The following is a 21,707-nucleotide window of genomic DNA, read 5'->3' on the forward strand; positions in this document are numbered from 1 at the left end:
GGTTCCTAGGCCGCCGACTCCTGGTCCTCTTCGCCCGGGCCGGTGCCGGCCCCGCCCGTCGCCAGCCCGTGCCCAGCCTCCGGCCCGTTCCCGGGCTGGAGTTCCGGGGCCGCCACGGAACGCGGCGTCACTTCCACGGCCGCAGGTGTGGCCAGTCCTGTCGCGTCCAGGGCATTGAGCTTCCGCGCGGTCGGCAGCACCCGCGCCTCCAGGGTGCCTACCATGGAGTTGTAGCGGTCCACGGACGTCTTGAGCGAGGCGCCGAGCTTGGTGACGTTCTCACCGAGCGTTCCCATCCGCTCATAGAGCTGGTGGGCGAGTTCGAAGAGCTCCCTTGCGCTGTCCGTCAGGACGTCCTGGCGCCAGGTGAAGGCGACGGACTTCAGGACCGCCAGCAGGGTGGAGGGCGAGGCCAGCACCACGTTCCTGGACAGGGCGTAGTCCAGCAGCGCCGGGTCCGCCGAGAGCGCGGCCGCCAGGATCGACTCGGCCGGCAGGAAGCAGACCACAAGCTCCGGGGAGTTGCCCGGAATGTCCCAGTACTTCTTGCCGCTCAGCGCGTCCACATGCGCCTTCAGGGCCTTGGCATGGGCCAGCAGGTGGGCCTGCTGCCCGCCCAGGACCTGCGCGTGCTGCTGCCCCGGGGCCGACGCCCCCAGCTCCTGCGCCGCCAGATATGACGCCAGCGGCACCTTGGCGTCGACCACCAGCTGCTTCTGGCCGGGCAGCTGCACGACGAGGTCGGGCCGGACACTGGCCTCCGCTGCGGCGCCGTGTTGCCCGCTGTGCACCTGCTCGTGGAAATCGACATGGCGCAGCATGCCGGCGGCCTCGACGACGCGGCGCAGCTGGACCTCACCCCACTGGCCGCGGGCGCTGTTGGAGCGCAGCGCGGACTCCAAGGCATGCGTCGAGCGCAGCAGTTGCTCGTCGGACAGCCGGGCCTCCTGCAGCTGCTGGGCCAGCTGGCCGTACTGTTCCAGCCGGTCGCGCTCCAGCAGCGCCACCTGCTGCTGCACCGCCGTGAGCTTCTCGGCAACCGGCGCCAGGGCCCGCAGCACGCTGCCGTCCTGGTTCCGGGATTCGCCGAGTTCCCGGTTCTGGGCGGCCAGCAGCCGCCGCTCGGCGTCGGCCGCGGCGAACTGCGCGCTGACCTCCGACAGGCGGCCCGAGACGGCGTCGAAGTCCTGTTCCACCGCGTGGGTGCGGCGCCGGACCAGCAGGTAGACCACGGCGGCGCCGGCAACCGCGCCGACGAGAAGCATAAGAAGGGAAAGTATCAGTGCAAAAGCGTCCATGCCTTCACTCTGGCATGCCCCTCCGACACTTTCCGGCCGACGCCCTGCCGGCGGCGCTCCCGGCCGGGCACGGGGATCCGGTCTGCAGCAGGTAGAATTAGTACTCGTGGCTCTTACTATTGGCATCGTCGGACTGCCCAACGTCGGCAAATCAACTCTTTTCAACGCACTGACCCGCAACCAGGTGCTCGCAGCGAACTACCCGTTCGCGACGATCGAGCCGAACGTCGGTGTGGTCAACCTGCCGGACCCGCGGCTTGCCAAGCTGGCCGCCGTCTTCGGGTCCCAGCGCCTGTTGCCTGCTCCCGTGTCCTTCGTCGACATCGCCGGGATCGTCAAGGGTGCGTCGGAAGGCGAAGGCCTGGGGAACAAGTTCCTCGCCAACATCCGCGAGGCCGAGGCCATCGCCCAGGTTGTCCGCGTGTTCGATGACCCCGACGTCATCCACGTCGACGGCAAGGTGGATCCCCGCTCCGACATGGAGACCATCAACACCGAACTGATCCTGGCCGACCTTCAGACCATCGAAAATGCCATTCCGCGGATCGAAAAAGAAGTCAAGATCAAGAAGCGGGACGCCGCCGAGCTCGCTGCCGTCAAGGCGGCCCAGGCCGTCCTCGAACGCGGCGACACCATCTTCGCCTCGGTCAAGAGCGACAAACTTGAGATGGAGCACCTCAAGGAGCTCAGCCTCCTGACCGCCAAGCCGTTCATCTACGTCTTCAACGCAGACGAAGGCATTCTGGGCAGCCCCGAGAAGCAGGAAGAACTGCGGGCCATGGTTGCCCCGGCGGACGCCATCTTCCTCGACGCCAAGCTCGAATCGGACCTCGTGGAGCTGGACGAGGAAGAAGCCCGCGAGATGCTGGAAATGAACGGCCAGGATGAGTCCGGACTCGACCAGCTGGCCCGCGTCGGCTTCCACACCCTGGGGCTGCAGACCTACCTGACGGCAGGACCCAAGGAAACGAGGGCCTGGACCATCCACCAGGGCGACACGGCCCCGCAGGCGGCCGGTGTGATCCACTCCGATTTCCAGCGCGGTTTCATCAAGGCCGAGGTGGTCTCTTTCGACGATCTCATCGAAGCCGGTTCCATGGCCGAGGCGAAGTCCCGCGGCAAGGTCCGGATCGAAGGCAAGGAATACGTCATGGTCGACGGCGACGTCGTTGAATTTAGATTCAATGTGTAGTCGAGTTCCGGCCTAGCGCGCAGTCCAGGCCGAGTGTCACCCCGAGCCATTCGTCAATGGCTCGAGGGCGAACCGCAGGAGTCTTCGCGTATGCAAAGCCGGACCAGATTATTGGACTGTGAATCTCTCAACTGGTGACGTCCTAGTCTTCGGTGGTGAGAACTGCAGATTCCGGCACGGTCTGCAACGGGCTTCAATTGGCCTGCAAGTCCGGCCCCGTGGCAATCGGTCAGAACCAATAGCTACTTAGCTGAGTTCACAGCGTGGACCCCAGGCCACTAGTTGGCAAAGAACGCTGCCACGGCTAAGACAGCGACGAGCACGGCGCCGGCAATCCGGCCGGGCGGCCAGACGGCCATGGAAAAGCTGTTCAACGAGCACTTGGCGCACTCGGCAAAGAATATGTGCTGCACTCCGGCACAGGACCGCCGTCCTGCCGGCAGAGATCGGGCAGGGACGAAGGGGCTGTCCTGCCATGGCCTTCGGCCGGCATACGCAGCCTCACTCGGGGCCATTGTCGGGGAGAGGGCGAATGGGCGAAGGCCAAGGCGGTTGCGACCGCCGCGGTGCTGTCCGTCCAGCGAGTCCCCGTCCATTAGGGGAGCAGAAATTGTTCTGTCATGCCGTCGTGGGTGCGGCCAACGCGGATCCTGCCGCGCCCTCGTTGGTCGCTACGTCGATTGCGTGCCCCCCGAAGTGCTCGGGCCGGATCCACGGGGGCGTTTGAACTTTTCGGCCAACTGGCGGGCCTTGCCCTTGGCTTCTTGCTCGACCCGGGTTGCCAGTTCGTGCAGCTTGCGCAGCGGGCCAATGCCGCCGGCTTTCCCGCTATAGGACTCTTCGGCCGTTTCGACAAGGGGCACGACCCGCTCCTCGCCTGCGATGTTGACGACGAACGCGGAGTCGTCCGGATTAAGCGCGATGCTCACCGGAACGGCGTCCCCGGTGTCAGGATCGATCGCTACAGCGTCGATCGCCAAGGCGACGTGGTCACCGTCCACGGCCTCGGTGATGGCAACCTCAGTAAGCGGCCCGGACACGACTGCCAGGACGAACTCCTCCTCGGCGGCTGACCGGCTCTTGTCATTGTTCATGATCGGCTCCTAGGTTTTTTCTGACGGACTAAACGCTACGCCCCGGCCATTGGGGACTGCTGAAGGTTTAGTTGACAGCTGGGGTTGATAATTTCTTACGCGGCTGAGGCCGCGTTTTTTATTGTCTCAAACTCGATTGGTGTCAGCCGTCCGAGGGCACGTTGACGGCGTTTGCGGTGGTAGCTGCGCTCGATCCAGGTCGTGATGGCCAGCCGGAGCTCGGCCCGGGTCTCCCATCGTTTCCGGTTCAGGACGTTCTTTTGCAGCAGGGAGAAGAACGATTCCATCGCTGCATTGTCACCGCATGCCCCTACCCGGCCCATCGATCCGTTCAGGCCGTAGGTGTTCAGGGCCAGGACGAACTTTCTGGATCTGAACTGGGACCCTCTGTCCGAGTGGACCACCGTGCCCGCCGGTTTCCTGAGGGCCACGGCGTGGTCCAGGGCGGCGACGGCCAGGGACGCTTTCATCCGCCCGTCCATCGAGTACCCGACGATCCGGTTTGAGTGAAGGTCCTTGATCGCGCACAGGTACAGCTTGCCCTCCCCGGTGTGGTGCTCGGTGATGTCCGTGAGCCATTTCCGGTTCGGTGCCGTGGCGCTGAAGTCCCGTTCGACGAGGTCATCGTGGACCGGCGGGCCGGCCTTGAGCCCTGACCGGCGCCGGCGGTGGATCACCGAGAGGATGCCGTTCTCCGAGCACAGCCGCCAGATCCGGCGTTCACTGGCCCCAGGGCCGGGACCGGCGTTGATCTCATCGGCGATGAACCGGTATCCGAAGGCAGGATCGTCCCGGTGGTGATCGATGGCGGCGTTGATCAGATGCGCTTCTTCCCAGTCCCGGGCCGGGACGGGATTGGCGGCCCACTGGTAGTAGGCCTGTCTGGAGAAATTCAGTACCCGGCAGGACACTGCCACGGGAACCCGGATCGGGGCGTCCCTGGCAGCCAGCTCGCGGACCAGCGGGTACATCATTTTTTTGGGTTGATGTCCCGGGACAAGTAGGCCACGGCACGGCGCATGACTTCGGCTTCCTGTTCCAGGAGCCGGATGCGTTTGTTGGCCTCCCGCAACTTCGCGGCGTCATCGGACACCGCCCCGGACTTCACGCCGTCTTCTCTGTCGGCGATCTTCATCCAGCGGTGCAGGGCAGCGGGCGAGACACCGAAGTCCTTGGCGATCTGGATGATGGGCGCTTCGCCCTTGCGGGCAACCGCGACGACATCGCGGCGGAATTCTTCGGGAAAGGCTTTGGGCATGATGAACATCCTTCCACCCGCAAGGATCAAATCCTCACAGGCAAAGTGTCAATCAAACCTTCAGCAGTCCCTTGGCTTGGCTACGGGCCGATCTTTCATCCCGCACCGGACGCGCCAGCCTCGCCGATCCGGAGCCCGCCGCGGACCGCACTCCGGCCCTGCTGGCCTCGGTCAGCGCCTGGGCGCAGCGGCAGAAAGTGTCTCCGGGACGCGTGTCCGGGCGGGTCTTCTCCGGGCAACGATCGAAGTGCCGACGCATCCGGGAGTCACTGCAGCTAGGGACCAGATAATAGGGAACGACCGGCAGGACCTCTACCGAGACCGACGCGACTCGAATCTTGATGAAGTCCTGGAGGCGTCGAACCAAGTGCTGGCAAGTCTGATTGAAGCCCTACCGGATGCACGGTCACAATTCGACGAACCTCGTGGGGGGCGAACAGAAGGCTAGCCACTCGAAGACCTACCGACGTTAATTCGTGACGGAACGTGGTGGAGTTCCGGTTCAACGTATGACGGCTTGGTAAATTCATCAAGTAATTAAGGATTAACTCGAGAAGCCCCGATTCCAGAATCGGGGCTTTTCCTGTGCCCGGGGACATTACCGCTGAGCATCCGGAACGTCAATACTCGGTGCGGAATTCTGCCGGTGGAAGCGTGTCAAATGTTGCAGCTCGGTAACGAACTTTACAGCTGGTCAACTTTCCGCGCGTGCGGCTGATTTTGGGGTTTACGCTTCATCCCATGTGAGACGGGCCACACTGCCGCTGGGGGAGTGTGGACGTCTGCCCGGTGCCTACGGGCCTCGGTCTCAACCACACCACAGAAACAAGGAGGCGGAATGCGCTTCGGTCGTATTTCCAAAGCAGTGGGCGTGGCAGCAGCAGCTGCCCTGGCCCTCAGCGCCTGCGCAGGCAACAGCGGCGGGACAACCCCGACCACTGCTGCGGCAGCAAGCAAATCAGGCGGATCTGCCACAGTCGTGGAGGTGAACGCCTTCAACACGTTCAACCCCAACACGGCTGACGGCAACACAGACATCAACTCCAAGATCAGCTACGCCACCCACTCGGGCTTCTTCTACATCGACAACAAGCTGAACGTTGTCCGCAACGAGAAGTTCGGCAAGATGGAGAAGAGCTCGGACGATCCGCTGACCGTCAAGTACACCATCAATGACGGAGTGAAGTGGTCAGACGGCACGCCCGTCACGACAGCTGACCTCCTGCTGCAGTGGGCCGCCTTCTCCGGGTACTACAACGACGCCGATTCGGAAGCCAAGACCGGAACGTCCTACTTCTCGTACGCCGGCGATCCCACCGGCATCGCCCTGACGGACTTCCCGGAGCTCAGCGCCGACGGCAAGTCCATGACGATCAAGTACTCCAAGCCCTTTGCCGACTGGGAAATCGCGCTCGGCGGCCCCGGCATCGACATCCCCGCCCACGTCCTGGCCAAGAAGGCAGGCCTGGCGGACGCCAAGGCGTTCGTCGACCTGCTCAAGAACACGCCGCGCGGCGACTCCAAGGCCCCCAAGGCCGCCAACGCGCAACTCCAGGCCATGGCCGAGCTGTGGAACACCGGGTTTGACTCCAAGACCCTGCCGGCGGACCCGAGCCTTTACCTCTCCAACGGCCCCTACATCGTCAAGGGCGTCAACCAGGACCAGTCCCTGACCATGGTCAAGAACAAGGACTACAACTGGGGTCCGGAGGCCAAGCTCGACGAAATCACCGTCCGCTACATTGGCGATTCCGCAGCCCAGGTCCAGGCCCTGAAGAACGGCGAGGCAGACATCATCGCCCCGCAGGCCTCCGCCGACACGGTGGAGCAGCTTAAGACGCTGGCAAGCCAGGGCGTCACGGTCGAGGTCGGCAACCAGCTCTCCTACGACCACATCGACCTGAACTACAGTGGTCCGTTTGCGGAGAAGAACGTCCGCGAGGCGTTCATGAAGTCGGTCCCGCGCAAGGACATCGTCGACAAGATCGTCAAGAAGCTCGATCCGAAGGCTGCACCGCTCGATTCCCAGCTGTTCGTGCCGGACCAGGCCCCCTACGCCGATTCCGTCAAGAACAACGGTTCCTCGGCCTACCAGGACGTGGACATTGAAGGCGCCAAGAAGCTCCTGAACGGTGCCACTCCCGAAGTCCGCATCATGTACAACAAGGACAACCCCAACCGCGTTGACGCCTACTCGCTGATCCGCGAATCCGCCACCAAGGCCGGCTTCAAGATCGTCGACGGCGGCCTCGGCAAGTCTGACTGGGGCAAGGCCCTTGGCGATGGCTCCTACGATGCCACCATCTTCGGCTGGATCAACTCGGGTGTTGGCGTCTCCGGCGTACCGCAGATCTTCAAGTCGGGCAACGATTCCAACTTCAACCTGTTCACCGATCCTGAAGCCGACAAGCTGATGGACGAACTGATTGTCACCACGGACAAGTCCAAGCAGGACGCCCTCCTCACCCAGATCGACAAGAAGATCTGGGCTTCCGCCTACGGCCTTCCGCTGTTCCAGGCAGTCGGTGTCGACGCGTACAGCGACCGCATCACCGGCGTGAAGTACATGCCGAACCAGACCGGTGTCTGGTGGAACTTCTGGGAGTGGGCTCAGAAGTAGCCGACGACCGCACGTAGCATTTGCCAGCAAAGGCGTCGGGACCAAGACACGATCGGTCCCGACGCCTTTCTGGCGACACCCCCTGACGATGCATTGGCCCCCGCCGCACTATCTGCGGGAACAGGCCAGACTCCGCGACCGGTCCGGGCAATCCCTGGGCCCGAATACCGAGGTTCGATTCCAATGGTGACCTACATAGTCCGGCGGCTGATTACCGCCGCACTCATCCTTCTCGGCGCGTCTTTCCTGGTGTATCTCCTGACAGCGGCGTCGGGGGATCCGCTTGAGGAATTCCGCGCCAGCAGCGCGCCGAACAAACAGCAGCTGATCGACGCGCGGACCGAACTCCTGCAGCTGGACACTCCCGCCCCGCTGCGGTACTTCAAATGGCTCGGCGGTGCGGCGCAATGCCTCATCCCCTTCGCGAACTCCTGCGATCTCGGCAAGAACATCGCGGGCCAGCCCATCACTGATGCCCTGGGGCACGCGCTGATCCAGACCCTGACACTCGTCACCGGCGCCACCATCCTGGCCATCCTGATTGGCATCACGCTGGGCATCGTCACAGCCCTGCGCCAGTACAGCACCCTGGATTACGGCGTGACGTTCATGGCGTTCCTGTTCTTTTCCCTTCCGATCTTCTGGGTCGCCGTCCTGCTCAAGGAATTCGGCGCGATCGGCTTCAATGACTTCCTCCGGAATCCCGATGTGCCGATGGCCAGCGCGCTGGCAATCGGCGCCCTGGCCGGAGTGATCACGGCGGTAGCCGCAGGCGGCGCAATGGGGCGCCGGCTGCTCACCGGCGGCGTGGCCTTCCTGTTCGTGAGTGCCGTGCTGATGTACTTCTCCGCCACCGAGTGGTTCAAGAACCCCGGGCTTGGCCCCGTTGTCATCGCCATCGCGGGCGTCGGCATCGCGTTCGCCGTCACGCTGCTCTCGGCCGGCCTGAAAAACCGCAAGGCGCTGCAGTCCGCCCTGATCGCCGTCGGCGTTGGACTGGTTGTCTACTTCGTGATCCAGCCTCTGCTGGACGAGGCCACGTTCCTGATGATCGTGCTGCTCGCCGTGGCGGCGGTGCTGGTCGGCATGGGGATCGGATTCCTGATGGGTGGCTACGACCGCGGCCAGTCGATGCGCGCGGCCGCATTGACCTCGTTCCTGGTGGGATTCCTGATCCTGCTGGACCGCTACATGCAGGCGTGGCCCAGCTACTTCAACAACAGCCGGGTCCGCGGACGCCCCATCGCCACCATCGGCGCCAGCACCCCGAACATCGAAGGTGACTTCTGGATCCTCAGCCTGGACTCCTTCACCCACCTGATCCTCCCCACCCTGGCGCTGATCCTGATTTCGCTGGCCGGCTACACACGCTTCACCCGCGCATCGATGCTGGAAATCATGAACATGGACTACATCCGGACCGCCCGGGCCAAGGGGCTTTCGGAGCGGACCGTCGTCATGCGCCACGCCTTCCGGAACGCGCTGATCCCGATCGCCACCATTGTGGCGTTCGACATCGGCGGCCTGATCGGCGGCGCCGTCATCACCGAGTCGGTCTTCTCCGTCCGGGGGATGGGGTTCCTCTTCCTCGACGGCATCCAGCACATCGACCCCAACCCCGTCATGGGCGTCTTCATCTGCGTGGCCATCACGGCCATGGTTTTCAACCTCATTGCGGACCTTGCGTACTCCGCACTTGATCCACGGGTAAGGGTAAAAGCATGAGCCAGCCAAGTCAGCAGGATGAAATCATGGCCGAAGACGCCGGTGTGGGCCGCGCGGACGCCGCCGGAATCGAACCCATCCTCGAGGCCAAGGGCCTCAGCCAGGGCCAGATTGTCCGCAAGCGGTTCCTCGGCCACTCCGGCGCGATCATCGGGCTCGTGGTCTTCGCCATCATCTTCATCGTGGCCTTCACCTCCGTTGGGTATGCGGGCATCCCCGGCTGGTGGAAGTACAGCCACGAAGACGTGTCTCCGCTGGTCAACGACGGCGCGCCCACCGCGTCCTTCTTCCCGCCGGCATGGGGGGAGCACCCGTTCGGCCAGGACCGGATCGGCCGCGACCTCTTCGCCATGACCATGCGCGGGGCCCAGCAGTCGATCACCATCATGATCGTGATCGGCCTCATCGCCGGCCTGATCGGCGTCATCGTCGGCGCGCTGTCCGGCTATTTCCGCGGCTGGACCGAGGCGATCCTGATGCGCCTCACGGACGTCATCATCATCATTCCGGCCCTGCTGCTTGCGGCCGTGATGGCACAGCTGGCCGGACGGCGGGATGAAGGAAGCTGGTTTGCCTCCTTCGCCAGCAACAACGGCGTCCTTGCGATCGGGATCTTCCTTGGCCTGATCAGCTGGGTGGGGCTGGCACGCCTGATGCGCGGTGAGTTCCTGTCCCTGCGCGAACGTGAGTTCGTCGATGCGGCAAGGATCTCCGGGGCCAGCAACGGACGCATCATTTTCAAACACATCCTGCCCAACGCCATCGGCGTGCTGATCGTTAACGTCACCCTGACCATGTCGGCGGCCATCCTCACCGAGACAGCCCTGAGTTACCTTGGCGTCGGCGTCAAGGCGCCGGACACCTCGCTGGGGCTGCTCATCTCGCAGAACCAGGCCGCCTTCGCGACCCGGCCGTGGCTCTTTTGGTTCCCGGGCCTGTTCATCGTGCTGATCTGCCTGAGCATCAACTTCATCGGCGACGGCCTGCGGGATGCGTTCGATCCGCGGCAGAAAAAGTTCAATGCCAAGAAGGCTGCGGAAACCGAAGCGGATCCGGCTCCGGTCACTGCCTTCAACGAACTCAAGGACACGTAGATGACGGTCCGGTTCCGTGCCGCCCGGCCGGGCCGCCGCCTACTGGACGGCGACGGCCCAGTAGCTGGCCGCCAGAAGCAGTATGTCAACGGTTATTGCCGCCCAGCGGTACGTCACGGTCGCCCGGGTGGAGGCGGCGTCGCCGGCCGAAAGCCGGCCGTTCTCCACCAGCTCATCCCAGCGCTCCCGCACGAGACGGGCGGCCTGGCCGGAGTCCGTGGATTTGAGATCTCCGGGCCGCACGGACCGGCCGGGACCGTAGGTTGTTGCCGGAAGTCCCTGGAGGTCTTCCGGACGGGCATTGCGGCCGCCCCAGATCCCGGGCGCCGGTGCGGCCCAGGACGTGTAGCTCTTCTCGGCGGTGACCAGCGTCAGCGCGAAACGCGTATCGACATGCACCAGGGCCGCCCAGGGAACGGCGATGGACCGGAACGGATTTTCCAGGCTGATCCCGACGTCATGCACCACGACGGCGGGCATCCAGAACAGCTGCCAGCCGAGGAACGCGACCAGCACCAGCGGGGCGATGCCGGTCAGGGCCCCGGGACCTGCGGAGACCGCGGTCACCACGATGCCGAAAGCCGCCACCGCCCAGGACAGCCACGCGAACCACTTGTTCGTGCGGGCTTTGAAGATTTCATCGGTACCGGCATGTGGCGCAGAGCTCATGCCCCCAATAATTCAGTATTCCGAGCCACAGCACTAATTCCCGGTGAACCGGCGGCTCGGGTGGAAGGAAGGCCTCATCATGACTGACTTCATCGCCGTCGACCCGGCCGTCACCCCGGCACCAGGCCAGGGGGCACCCGTACTGGAAGTCCGCGATCTCAGCGTCGACTTCGGCGTGGACAAGAAATGGGTCCCGGCCGCCATCGGGTTGAACTACGAGGTCCGTGCCGGCGAGGTGCTCGCCATCGTGGGGGAGTCCGGCTCGGGCAAGAGCGCCAGCTCGATGGCGTTGCTGGGCCTGCTGCCCAGCAACAGCCGTGTGACTGGAAGTGTCAAGCTCGCCGGACAGGAGCTGCTGGGGACGAACGAGGCCAACATCCGTGCCGTCCGGGGCAAGGACGTCGCTGTGATCTTCCAGGAGCCCATGACTGCCCTGAACCCGGTCTACACCGTCGGCGCCCAGATCGTGGAGACCGTCCGCCTGCACAGCGAAGTCTCGCCCGACGAAGCCCGGCTGCGCGCCCTGCGCATGCTCGAGCTCGTGGAGCTGCCGGATCCGGAGAAGGCGTTCCGGTCCTACCCCCACCAGCTTTCCGGCGGCCAGCGCCAGCGCGCGATGATCGCCCAGTCGCTCTCCTGCGATCCGAAGCTGCTGATCGCCGACGAGCCCACCACCGCCCTGGACGTAACGGTCCAGGCGGAAATCCTGGACCTGATGCGCAACCTGCGGAACAAGCTGGACAGCGCCATCGTCCTGATCACCCACGACATGGGAGTTGTCGCCGACCTGGCCGACCGGATCGCCGTGATGCGCCGGGGCGTGATCGTGGAAACCGGCACGGCCGCGGAAATCTTCCACAACCCCCAGCACGAATACACGAAGGCCCTGCTGGCTGCCGTTCCGCACCTCGGACAGGGCGGCGCGGACTCGGCCGCGGAAGTCGATGTCACCGCCGCCCTCGCCGCCGCCACCAACGCCGAACTCTCCTCCATCCCGGAAGACCAGCTCCTCCGGCGCGAGCGTGAAAATGCAGCGGCGCTGGCCGCCGCGGAGGCCGCCAAGCCCCAAGGGCAGCCGGTCCTGGAGCTGACGGACGTCGCCATCGAGTACCCCAAGCAGGGGCGGGTGCCCGCCTTCCGCGCCGTGGAGGGCGCCAACCTGGTCATCTATCCGGGGCAGGTTGTCGGCCTGGTGGGGGAGTCCGGTTCGGGCAAGACCACAATCGGCCGCGCCGCCGTCGGGCTGCTGCCGGTCGCGGCCGGGACCATGAAGGTCGTTGGACAGGACATTTCCGCCGCCAAGAGGAACGGCCGGCAGCTGCACGAGATGCGCCGCCACGTCGGCATGGTGTTCCAGGACCCGTCGTCGTCGCTGAACCCGCGGCTTCCGATCGGCGAGAGCATCGGCGAGCCGATGTTCCTCGCCGGGGTGGCCAAAGGCGGCGAGCTGCAGAAACGCATCGAGGCGCTGCTGGACCAGGTGGAGCTGCCGCGGAATTACCGCAACCGCTACCCGCACGAGCTCTCCGGCGGTCAGAAGCAGCGTGTGGGCATCGCGCGGGCGCTCTCGCTGAAGCCGAAACTGATGGTCGCCGATGAGCCCACCTCGGCCCTGGACGTGTCCGTGCAGGCCAAGGTGCTTGATCTGTTCCAGAACCTGCAGAAGGAGCTCGGGTTCGCCTGCCTCTTCGTCACCCACGACCTCGCCGTGGTTGACGTGCTGGCGGACCGGATCTGCGTGATGCAGCGCGGACGCATCGTCGAGCAGGGCACCCGGGACCAGATCCTGCGGAACCCGCAGGAACCGTACACCCAGCGGCTTCTGGCCGCGGTGCCGCTTCCGGATCCGGAAAAGCAGCGGGAACGCCGCGAGTTGCGTGCCCAGTTGCTCGCAGCGGGACAGAGTTAACCCGAGTTAACTGGGTCCGCCGGCCGCCGAATATTACCAGCCGGTAGTGTGTGACTTGAAATACATTGCGCTTGACGCTAACGGTCACGCTCTTGTCGGGTCACGGTTTGGCAACAGAGTTCCACCATCTGGACAGTCTCGGGTTAGGCTACTCGTATATGTAGGCCACGTCACAGGGGATACCCCTGTGCCTGCCTGCGGGGAAGCATAAGTCTTTCCCTCACGAACTCCCACAACTCATAGGAGGCGGAATGCGTTTTTCGCGCACTTCCAAAGCACTGGGCATGGTGGCCATCGCCGCTCTCGCCCTGACCGGATGCGGCGCCGGAGGCGGCACCGCAAACGGTGCCAGCCAGGCTGCCGGCGACCCCAACAAGGTCATCACCGCGTACAGCAACGAACCGCAGAACCCCCTGATGCCCGCCAACACCGGCGAAGTCTACGGCGGCCGCGTCGTTGAGCTCCTCTTCGAGGGCCTGACCAGCTACGATCCCAGTGGCAAGTCGGTAAACGCCCTGGCCGAGTCCATCGAATCCCCGGACGGCCAGAACTACACCATCAAGGTCAAAAAGGGCACCAAGTTCACCAATGGCGAGGAAGTCACCGCCAAGAGCTTCGTTGACGCTTGGAACTTTGCCGCGCTGAGCACCAACGCGCAGGGCAACAGCAGCTTCTTTGAGTCCGTCGAAGGCTACGACGCCGTCAGCGCCACCTCGAAGCAGGCGGGAGCGGATGGCAAGGAAACCGAGGTTCCCGCCCCGACTGCGCAGACCCTCTCCGGACTGGTCCTGAAGGACGATTCCACTATTGAGGTCAAGCTGACGCAGCCGGAGGCCGACTGGCCGCTGCGCCTCGGCTACTCGGCATTCATGCCGCTGCCCGCCGACGCCATCAAGGACCCGAAGAAGTTCGGCGAGAACCCGATCGGCAACGGCCCGTACAAGATGGAGAAGGAAGGCGCCTGGCAGCACGACAGCCAGATCGCCCTCGTCAAGAACCCTGACTACAAGGGGGCCCGCGAAGCCAAGAACGGCGGCGTGACCTTCAAGTTCTACACCGATCCGGCCCCGGCCTACACGGACATCCAGGCCAACAACCTGGACGTGACGGATGTTCTCCCCACCAACGCGCTGAAGACCTACACCACGGACTTCCCGGAGAACAACCTGAACAAGCCGTACGCCGGCAACTCCACCCTGAACATCCCGGGCTACCTGCCCGAGTTCCAGGGCGAAGCAGGCAAGCTGCGCCGCCAGGCCCTCTCCATGGCGATCAACCGCGAGGAGATCACCAAGGTCATCTTCTCCGGCACCCGCATCCCGGCCAAGGACTTCACGTCCCCGGCCGTTGACGGCTACAACGACAACGTCGCCGGTTCCGAGGTCCTGAAGTTCGATGCAGCAAAGGCGAAGGACCTCTGGACCAAGGCTGACGCCATCAGCCCGTGGCCGGCAGACAAGACCCTGCAGCTCGCGTACAACACCGACGGTGGCAACAAGGAATGGATCGACGCCGTTGCCAACAACTTCAAGAACAACCTGGGAATCAAGGCCGAAGGCCAGCCGTTCGCCAAGTTCGCTGAAATCCTGAAGCTGCGCGTCGCCAAGGAACTGCCGGGCCTGACCCGCGCCGGCTGGCAGGCCGACTACCCGTCGCTGTACAACTTCCTGGGCCCGCTCCTGAAGACCGGTGCCAGCGCCAACTACGAGGCCTACTCGAACCCCGAGTTCGACAAGCTTCTCACCGAAGGCCTGGGCGCCAAGTCCACGGACGACGCCAACAAGAAGTTCACCCAGGCACAGGAGGTCCTGTTCAAGGACCTCCCCAACCTGCCGCTGTGGTACTCCGCACGCCAGGCTGTCTGGAGCCAGAATGTCAGCAACGTTGACTCCGGCTGGAACGGCGTTCTGCAGTACTGGGCCATCACGGCCAAGTAGTTCCTGAGTTCTGCGGAACTCATTCACACATCACTAAAGCTTGGGGGTCCGGCCTTGCCGGACCCCCATATGCTTGAAACCGGCAGGAAGCTGTCCCCATGATTCCCCTTCGTTCCACCATCACACCGGAGGCGCTGCTGTGATCCAGTTCATCCTCCGGCGCCTGCTGCAGGTCATCCCGGTATTCCTCGGAACCACCCTGCTCGTCTACTTCATGGTCTTTGCCCTTCCGGGCGACCCCATCCGCGCGCTCTTCGGCGACCGCCCGCCGAGCGAGGCGGTCATCGCGCAGCTGCGCCAGCAGTACAACCTGGACCAGCCGTTCTGGGTCCAGTACGGGCTGTTCCTCAAGAACCTCTTCACGTTCAACCTCGGCGTCGACTTCACCGGCCAGCCGATCGCCGCCACCCTGGCCCGCGTCTTCCCGGTCACGGCCATGCTCGCCATCGAAGCCCTCATCATCCAGGGCGTGTTCGGCATCGCCTTCGGCCTCGTCGCCGGCCTGCGCAAGGGCGGCTTCTTCGACAGCACGGTCCTGGTGCTCTCGCTCGTCGTGATCGCCATCCCGACCTTCGTGCTCGGCTTCGCGCTGCAGCTGCTGATCGGTGTCCAGCTGGGGTGGGCCAAACCCACGGTCGGCTCGAATGTCACCTGGGGAAGCCTGATCCTCCCCGCGGTGGTCCTGGGTATGGTGTCCTTCGCCTACGTCCTGCGACTGACACGTGCGTCCGTCATCGAGAACATGAACGCCGACTACGTCCGCACCGCCACCGCCAAGGGCCTCGCCCGCCGCCAGGTGGTGACGACCCACGTCCTGCGCAACTCGCTGATCCCCGTGATCACGTACCTCGGCGCTAGCCTGGGCGGCCTGATGGGCGGCGCGATCGTGACCGAAGCCATCTTCAATGTCCCCGGCGTTGGCCAGAAGCTGTACCAGGCCATTCTCCGAAGCGAAGGCCCCACCGTGGTCGCCATTGTGAGCGTCCTGGTGCTGGTCTTCGTACTCGCCAACCTGTTGGTCGATCTGCTGTACGCCTGGCTTGACCCGAGGATCCGCTATGAAAACTAATCGAAAATTCGAGCACTTTGTTGCCCCGGTCGAGGAAACCCCTCTGCTGGCAACGGATGCCGTCAAAGTCGACGACGCCCCGCTGAGCCTCTGGGCAGACGCCTGGCGCAAGCTCCGCCGTCGGCCGCTCTTCATCATCTCCGCGGTCATGATCGCGCTGATCATCGTGGTGGCGGTGTTCCCCGGGCTCTTCACCCAGGTGGCCCCGGACAACGGCTGCGAGCTGGCGAACTCCAACGGAGCACCCGCTGAAGGCCACCCGCTGGGGTTCACCTTCCAGGGCTGCGACATCTACTCGCGCATCATCCACGGCACCCAGGCATCGCTCATGGTGGGTGTGTTCTCCGTGATCTCCGTGCTGATCATCGGCGTCACCCTCGGCGCCCTGGCCGGCTTCTTCGGCGGCTGGGTTGACACGGTCATCGCCCGGCTCGGCGACATCTTCTTCGCCCTGCCGATCGTCCTCGGCGCCCTGGTCCTCACCCAGCTTCCGCTCATGCGGGAAAACCGCGGTGTCTGGACGGTGGTCCTCGTGCTCGTGGTCCTCGGCTGGCCGCAGATGGCCCGCATTACCCGCGGCGCCGTCATCGAGGTCCGCAACGCCGACTTCGTGACGGCTGCCCGGTCGCTCGGTGTCTCCAGGATCGGATCCCTGGTCAGCCATGTGCTCCCGAACGCCCTGGCGCCCATCATTGTGCTCGCGACCATGGAACTCGGCGTCTTCATCGTCGCCGAAGCCACACTCTCGTTCCTCGGAATCGGCATGCCCGGCTCCGTGATGTCCTGGGGTAACGACATCTCCGCCGCGCAGTCCTCCATCCGCACCAACCCGGCTGTCCTGCTCTACCCGGCAACAGCCCTGTCCATCACCGTGCTGAGCTTCATCATGCTGGGCGACGCCCTCCGTGATGCGCTCGACCCGAAGAGCCGTCAGCGATGAAGGAGGCAACCATGACAACTTCCGACGTCACGATTCATGAGGCCGGAACCACGGCCGACCGGCCGCTGCTGGAAATCCGCGATCTCGCGATCTCGTTCAAGACCGGCAGCGGCGAGGTCCAGGCCGTGCGCAACGCACACCTGACCATCATGCCCGGCGAGACCGTCGCCATTGTGGGCGAGTCCGGATCCGGCAAGTCAACGACGGCGCTGGCCGCCATTGGCCTGCTGCCCGGCAACGGCCGCATCGCCGGCGGGCAGATCCTGCTCGACGGCGAGGACATCTCGCACGCATCCGAGAAGCGCATGATCGAACTGCGCGGCAACACGATCGGCATGGTCCCGCAGGACCCGATGTCCAACCTGAACCCGGTCTGGAAGATCGGCGACCAGGTCAAGGAGACGCTGAAGGCCAACGGCCGCCCCAGCGGGCCCGACGACGTCGCGAAGGTCCTGGCGCAGGCCGGCCTGCCCGACGCCGCCCGTCGGGCGAAGCAGTACCCGCACGAGTTCTCCGGCGGCATGCGCCAGCGCGCGCTGATCGCCATCGGCCTGTCCTGCCAGCCGCGCCTGCTCATCGCCGATGAGCCGACGTCGGCCCTGGACGTCACCGTGCAGCGCCAGATCCTGGACCACCTCGAAAAGATGACCTCGGAGCTGGGCACGTCCGTGCTGCTCATCACCCACGACCTCGGCCTCGCAGCGGAGCGGGCCGACAAGGTCGTGGTCATGTACCGCGGCAACGTCGTCGAGGCGGGTCCGTCCCTGGAGCTGCTGCAGAACCCGCAGCACCCCTACACCCAGCGGCTGGTGGCCTCGGCGCCGTCGCTGGCGTCACGGCGCATCCAGGTGGCCAAGGAGCTCGGCGTCACGACGAACGAGCTGCTGGCCCCCGCGGAGGCTGCAGTGGCTGCCCCGACGCAGACGGACGACGTGCTGCAGATCCAGAACCTGAGCAAGGTCTTCAAGCTGCGCTCCGGGTTCGGCAAGTCGGCCGACTTCACCGCCGTCGACGACGTCTCCTTCAGCGTCAAGCGCGGAACGACGACGGCGATCGTGGGCGAGTCGGGATCCGGCAAGTCCACCGTCGCGCAGATGGTGCTGAACCTGCTGGAGCCGACCTCCGGAAAGATCGTCTTCGACGGCGTGGACACCTCCGCGCTGAACACCAAGGAGATCTTCGCGTTCCGCCGCCGGGTGCAGCCCATCTTCCAGGACCCCTATGGTTCCCTGGACCCGATGTACAACATCTACCGGACCATCGAGGAGCCGCTCCGCGTCCACAAGATCGGGGACAAGGCCAGCCGCGAAAAGAAGGTCCGCGAGCTGCTGGACCAGGTGTCACTGCCGCAGTCCACCATGCAGCGGTACCCGAACGAGCTCTCGGGCGGACAGCGCCAGCGCGTCGCGATCGCCCGTGCCCTGGCCCTGGATCCCGAAGTGATCATCTGCGACGAGGCCGTGTCCGCCCTGGACGTCCTGGTGCAGGCGCAGGTGCTGAACCTGCTCGCCGAACTGCAGTCCCGGCTGGGCCTGACCTACCTGTTCATCACCCACGACCTCGCGGTGGTGCGGCAGATCGCCGACCACGTGTGCGTGATGGAGAAGGGCAAGCTGGTGGAAACCGGCTCGACCGACGACGTTTTCGACGCGCCGCAACGGGACTACACCAAGGCGCTGCTCAACGCCATCCCGGGTGCGCGCCTGATGCTGCCGCCGGAAGTTGCCTGAGCTTGGCTGACGTGAGCTGAACGCGCAGGAGCCGGTGTCCGCCCTCGGGGGACACCGGCTCCTGTCGCTTAAGAAACGTCCGCCGCTTTCAGCGGTCTGCCGGCGCCGCCGGTTCGGACTCTGCTGTCCGGGACTCCGCTGTCCGCAGGCCGAGCCCGTCGAGCCGCTGCGCCAGCAGAATGGCCAGCGCGGCGTGGCCCCCGGGGGCCATGTGGACGCCGTCGGCCATGGAGTCGGTGAGGTTGTAGCGCGTCAGCCAGTCTCCAACGCTGACAAAGGGAACCGACTGCCGGGCCGCCACCGCGCCCAGCAGCGTGTCGACCTCGGTGCGGCGGCCCCCGCCATCCGCAGCCCCGCGGGCGAGTGTTCCGACCATGGCCAGCCGCGCATCGGGGTAGCGCTGCCGGATGCTGGCGATCAGCCGCTCCGCATTGGCTGAAATCTGCTCATCGGTCGCGCCGCGGGAGGCGTCGTTGCCGCCGCCCTCAATCACGACGAGGGGCGGCGATCCGGAGGGGAGCAGCCAGTCGCCGCGCTGCAGGGCGTCTATATAGTTGCCGGTCGTGCCGTTGGAGGAGACAAAGCCGGTGCCGCCGCGGCCGCAGAAGTGCACCTGGTAGCCCAGGCTCGCCAGCGCCGTCCGGGGCCAGGAAGACGCGGGCTCGGACTGGGAATCGCCGATCAGAACGGCCGTCCTGGCGATGTCCGCCACCACCACCTCGTTGCGGCCATTGGCAGGATTTCGGTAGACCGTGCCCGCCGGCATGCTGCCCGGGGCGGTGGACGGGGGAAGCTTCCCGGTGACGTTGGAGCCGGCAGCCATCGGCGCGCCGGGTGCAGGAACGGCCTGGCCGTAGATGCCGGCTGTCGGGTCGGCGGTACGGGCGGGGGGAGTCTGTCCGCAGCCGCCAACAAGGATGCCAATGGCGATCATCGGAGCGACCAAGCGGGACAGAGCCGGGGCGTTGCGCATTAATGTCTCCGAGCTGGCGTTGCTGTCCCAGCAATGATGGGGCATGGAAGCCGGAAAATCCAGTGACTTTACTCACACCCGCGGCGCCATTCTCCCGTCCTGACTGCCCCGCCTGACCTGCGGGAATGACGGATTTTAGGCCAATAAATGCACAAGCGTTTAGAATGGATGAAGGTGCCCTGTGCCAAAGGGGCGTATCCGTCGTGCGTTCCGGTTGGAAATGTCGCGATACAACAGCTGACTTCACCACTGAATCGAGCAATAACGCATGTCTGAAACCACCACCAACACCGCGGTAGCCACTGCATCGCGCAGTGACCTGCGCAACGTCGCGATCGTGGCCCACGTTGACCACGGCAAGACCACTCTGGTCGACGCCATGCTCAAGCAGACCAACTCCTTTGCCGCGCACAACCACCTTGAGGACCGGGTCATGGACTCCGGTGACCTCGAGCGCGAAAAGGGCATCACCATCCTGGCCAAGAACACCACCGTGGCCTACAACGGACCGTCCTCCAAGGGCGAGACCATCACCATCAACGTCATTGACACCCCCGGCCACGCCGACTTCGGTGGCGAGGTCGAGCGCGGCCTGTCGATGGTCGACGGCGTCGTCCTCCTCGTTGACGCCTCTGAGGGCCCGCTGCCCCAGACCCGCTTCGTCCTCCGTAAGGCCCTCGCCGCCCACCTGCCGGTGATCCTCCTGGTCAACAAGACCGACCGTCCTGACGCCCGGATCGAAGAAGTTGTCCACGAGTCCATGGACCTGCTCCTGGGCCTGGCCTCCGACCTCGCCGACGAAGTTCCGGACCTGGACCTGGACAAGATCCTCAACGTCCCGGTCGTCTACGCCGCCGCCAAGGTCGGCCGCGCGTCCCTCGACCAGCCCGCCGACGGTTCGGCTCCCGACAACGAGGACCTCGAGCCGCTCTTCAAGGCCATCATCGAGCACATCCCCGCGCCGACCTACAACCCCAACGGTGTCCTCCAGGCGCACGTCACCAACCTGGATGCCTCGCCGTTCCTCGGCCGCCTCGCACTGCTGCGTATCTACAACGGCACCCTGCGCAAGGGCCAGACCGTTGCGTGGGCACGCGCCAACGGCGAACTGAAGAACGTCAAGATCACCGAACTGCTGGCCACCAAGGCACTGGACCGCGTCCCGACCGAGTCCGCAGGCCCCGGCGAGATCGTCGCCGTCGCCGGTATTGAGGAAATCACCATCGGTGAGACCCTGACCGACGTCGACAACCCGCAGCCGCTGCCGCTGATCACCGTCGACGATCCGGCCATCTCCATGACCATCGGTATCAACACCTCGCCGCTGGCCGGCCGGGTCAAGGGTGCCAAGGTCACGGCCCGCCAGGTCAAGGACCGCCTCGACAAGGAACTGATCGGTAACGTCTCCATCAAGGTGCTCCCGACCGAGCGCCCGGATGCGTGGGAAGTCCAGGGACGTGGCGAGCTCGCGCTGGCCATCCTGGTCGAGCAGATGCGCCGTGAAGGCTTCGAGCTGACCGTCGGCAAGCCGCAGGTTGTCACCAAGCTCGTCGACGGCAAGGTCCACGAGCCGATGGAGCACATGACCATCGACGTGCCGGAAGAGTACCTCGGCGCCGTTACGCAGCTCATGGCCGCCCGCAAGGGCCGCATGACCAACATGGCCAACCACGGCACCGGCTGGTGCCGCATGGAGTTCATCGTCCCGGCCCGTGGCCTGATCGGGTTCCGCACCAAGTTCCTCACGGACACCCGCGGCGCCGGCATCGCAGCTTCCATCTCCGAGGGCTACGAGCCGTGGGCCGGCCCCATCGAATACCGCACCAACGGTTCGATGATCGCCGACCGCGCCGGTGTTGTGACGCCGTTCGCCATGATCAACCTGCAGGAACGCGGTTCCTTCTTCGTCCGGCCCACCTCCGAGGTCTACGAGGGCCAGATCGTCGGCGAGAACTCCCGCGCCGATGACATGGACGTCAACATCACCAAGGAAAAGAAGCTCACCAACATGCGTGCCGCTTCCTCCGACACCTTCGAGAACCTGACGCCCCCGCGCGACCTGACCCTCGAAGAGTCGCTCGAATTCGCCCGCGAAGACGAGTGCGTCGAGGTCACCCCGGAATCCATCCGCATCCGGAAGCTCATCCTGGACGTCAACCAGCGCGCCAAGTCCAACCGGGCCCGCGCGAAGGTCTAGTT

Annotated in this window: 15 protein-coding genes; 10 read left to right on the forward strand and 5 right to left on the reverse strand. The window is 65.0% G+C overall.

All coding sequences use genetic code 11. From position 1 onward, the window contains the following. Window positions 1–5 precede the first annotated feature (5 nt). A complete protein-coding gene (locus GXK59_RS03770) occupies window positions 6–1,298 on the reverse strand; it encodes a DNA recombination protein RmuC (RefSeq protein ID WP_160664491.1) in 1,293 nt (430 codons plus the stop codon). Between the two features lie 106 nt (window positions 1,299–1,404). On the opposite strand from GXK59_RS03770, the gene ychF reads away from it, so the two are divergent. Then, window positions 1,405–2,490 (forward strand): redox-regulated ATPase YchF, encoded by a 1,086-nt coding sequence (ychF, locus tag GXK59_RS03775; RefSeq protein ID WP_160664493.1) that lies wholly within the window; start codon window positions 1,405–1,407, stop codon window positions 2,488–2,490. Window positions 2,491–3,161: 671 nt separating this feature from the next. Here ychF and GXK59_RS03780 read toward each other — a convergent pair. Both GXK59_RS03780 and GXK59_RS03785 read right to left on the reverse strand, forming a co-directional pair. Further along, on the reverse strand, window positions 3,162–3,584 hold the full coding sequence (locus GXK59_RS03780) for a hypothetical protein (protein ID WP_160664495.1): 423 nt from the start codon (window positions 3,582–3,584) through the stop codon (window positions 3,162–3,164). A 95-nt stretch (window positions 3,585–3,679) separates the two neighbouring features. Beyond that, window positions 3,680–4,842 (reverse strand): IS3 family transposase gene (locus tag GXK59_RS03785; protein WP_160664497.1). Its coding sequence is split into 2 segments (ribosomal slippage): window positions 3,680–4,561 and window positions 4,564–4,842, totalling 1,161 coding nucleotides; the frame shifts between segments, so codons are not numbered across the junction. A gap of 838 nt (window positions 4,843–5,680) precedes the next feature. Here GXK59_RS03785 and GXK59_RS03790 point away from each other — a divergent pair. The 3 genes from GXK59_RS03790 to GXK59_RS03800 all read left to right on the forward strand — a co-directional run bounded on the left by GXK59_RS03790 (window position 5,681) and on the right by GXK59_RS03800 (window position 10,281). After that, window positions 5,681–7,462, forward strand: coding sequence for an ABC transporter family substrate-binding protein (locus GXK59_RS03790; RefSeq protein ID WP_160664499.1), 1,782 nt, complete (start codon window positions 5,681–5,683; stop codon window positions 7,460–7,462). Window positions 7,463–7,645: 183 nt separating this feature from the next. Continuing rightward, window positions 7,646–9,187 (forward strand): ABC transporter permease, encoded by a 1,542-nt coding sequence (locus tag GXK59_RS03795; protein ID WP_160664501.1) that lies wholly within the window; start codon window positions 7,646–7,648, stop codon window positions 9,185–9,187. Continuing rightward, complete coding sequence (locus tag GXK59_RS03800; RefSeq protein WP_443094257.1) at window positions 9,184–10,281, forward strand: ABC transporter permease; 1,098 nt, start codon at window positions 9,184–9,186, stop codon at window positions 10,279–10,281. Before GXK59_RS03795 ends, GXK59_RS03800 begins: the two co-directional genes overlap by 4 nt. 39 nt (window positions 10,282–10,320) lie before the next feature. Here the strand turns inward: GXK59_RS03800 and GXK59_RS03805 are convergent, their stop codons facing one another. Further along, window positions 10,321–10,950 (reverse strand): PH domain-containing protein, encoded by a 630-nt coding sequence (locus tag GXK59_RS03805; protein WP_160664503.1) that lies wholly within the window; start codon window positions 10,948–10,950, stop codon window positions 10,321–10,323. A gap of 79 nt (window positions 10,951–11,029) precedes the next feature. Here GXK59_RS03805 and GXK59_RS03810 point away from each other — a divergent pair, with 79 nt between their 5' ends. The 5 genes from GXK59_RS03810 (at window position 11,030) to GXK59_RS03830 (ending at window position 18,535) form a co-directional block, all read left to right on the forward strand. Further along, window positions 11,030–12,859 (forward strand): ABC transporter ATP-binding protein, encoded by a 1,830-nt coding sequence (locus tag GXK59_RS03810; RefSeq protein ID WP_160664505.1) that lies wholly within the window; start codon window positions 11,030–11,032, stop codon window positions 12,857–12,859. Window positions 12,860–13,110: 251 nt separating this feature from the next. Next, complete coding sequence (locus GXK59_RS03815; RefSeq protein WP_160664507.1) at window positions 13,111–14,796, forward strand: peptide ABC transporter substrate-binding protein; 1,686 nt, start codon at window positions 13,111–13,113, stop codon at window positions 14,794–14,796. Between the two features lie 139 nt (window positions 14,797–14,935). Further along, window positions 14,936–15,865, forward strand: coding sequence for an ABC transporter permease (locus GXK59_RS03820; RefSeq protein ID WP_160664509.1), 930 nt, complete (start codon window positions 14,936–14,938; stop codon window positions 15,863–15,865). Continuing rightward, window positions 15,855–16,805: an ABC transporter permease gene (locus GXK59_RS03825; protein WP_160664511.1), complete on the forward strand. Its 951-nt coding sequence runs from the start codon at window positions 15,855–15,857 to the stop codon at window positions 16,803–16,805. Before GXK59_RS03820 ends, GXK59_RS03825 begins: the two co-directional genes overlap by 11 nt. A gap of 11 nt (window positions 16,806–16,816) precedes the next feature. Beyond that, window positions 16,817–18,535: an ABC transporter ATP-binding protein gene (locus GXK59_RS03830; protein ID WP_160664513.1), complete on the forward strand. Its 1,719-nt coding sequence runs from the start codon at window positions 16,817–16,819 to the stop codon at window positions 18,533–18,535. A gap of 88 nt (window positions 18,536–18,623) precedes the next feature. On the opposite strand, the gene GXK59_RS03835 is transcribed toward GXK59_RS03830, so the two are convergent. After that, the gene (locus tag GXK59_RS03835; protein WP_160664515.1) at window positions 18,624–19,508 is read right to left on the reverse strand and encodes an SGNH/GDSL hydrolase family protein; all 885 of its coding nucleotides are present in this window, start codon (window positions 19,506–19,508) and stop codon (window positions 18,624–18,626) included. Window positions 19,509–19,776: 268 nt separating this feature from the next. On the opposite strand from GXK59_RS03835, the gene typA reads away from it, so the two are divergent. Continuing rightward, the gene (gene typA, locus GXK59_RS03840) at window positions 19,777–21,705 is read left to right on the forward strand and encodes a translational GTPase TypA (RefSeq protein WP_160664517.1); all 1,929 of its coding nucleotides are present in this window, start codon (window positions 19,777–19,779) and stop codon (window positions 21,703–21,705) included. The last annotated feature ends 2 nt before the right edge of the window (window positions 21,706–21,707 follow it).

This window comes from Pseudarthrobacter sp. ATCC 49987 (assembly GCF_009928425.1).
GTDB lineage: Bacteria > Actinomycetota > Actinomycetes > Actinomycetales > Micrococcaceae > Arthrobacter.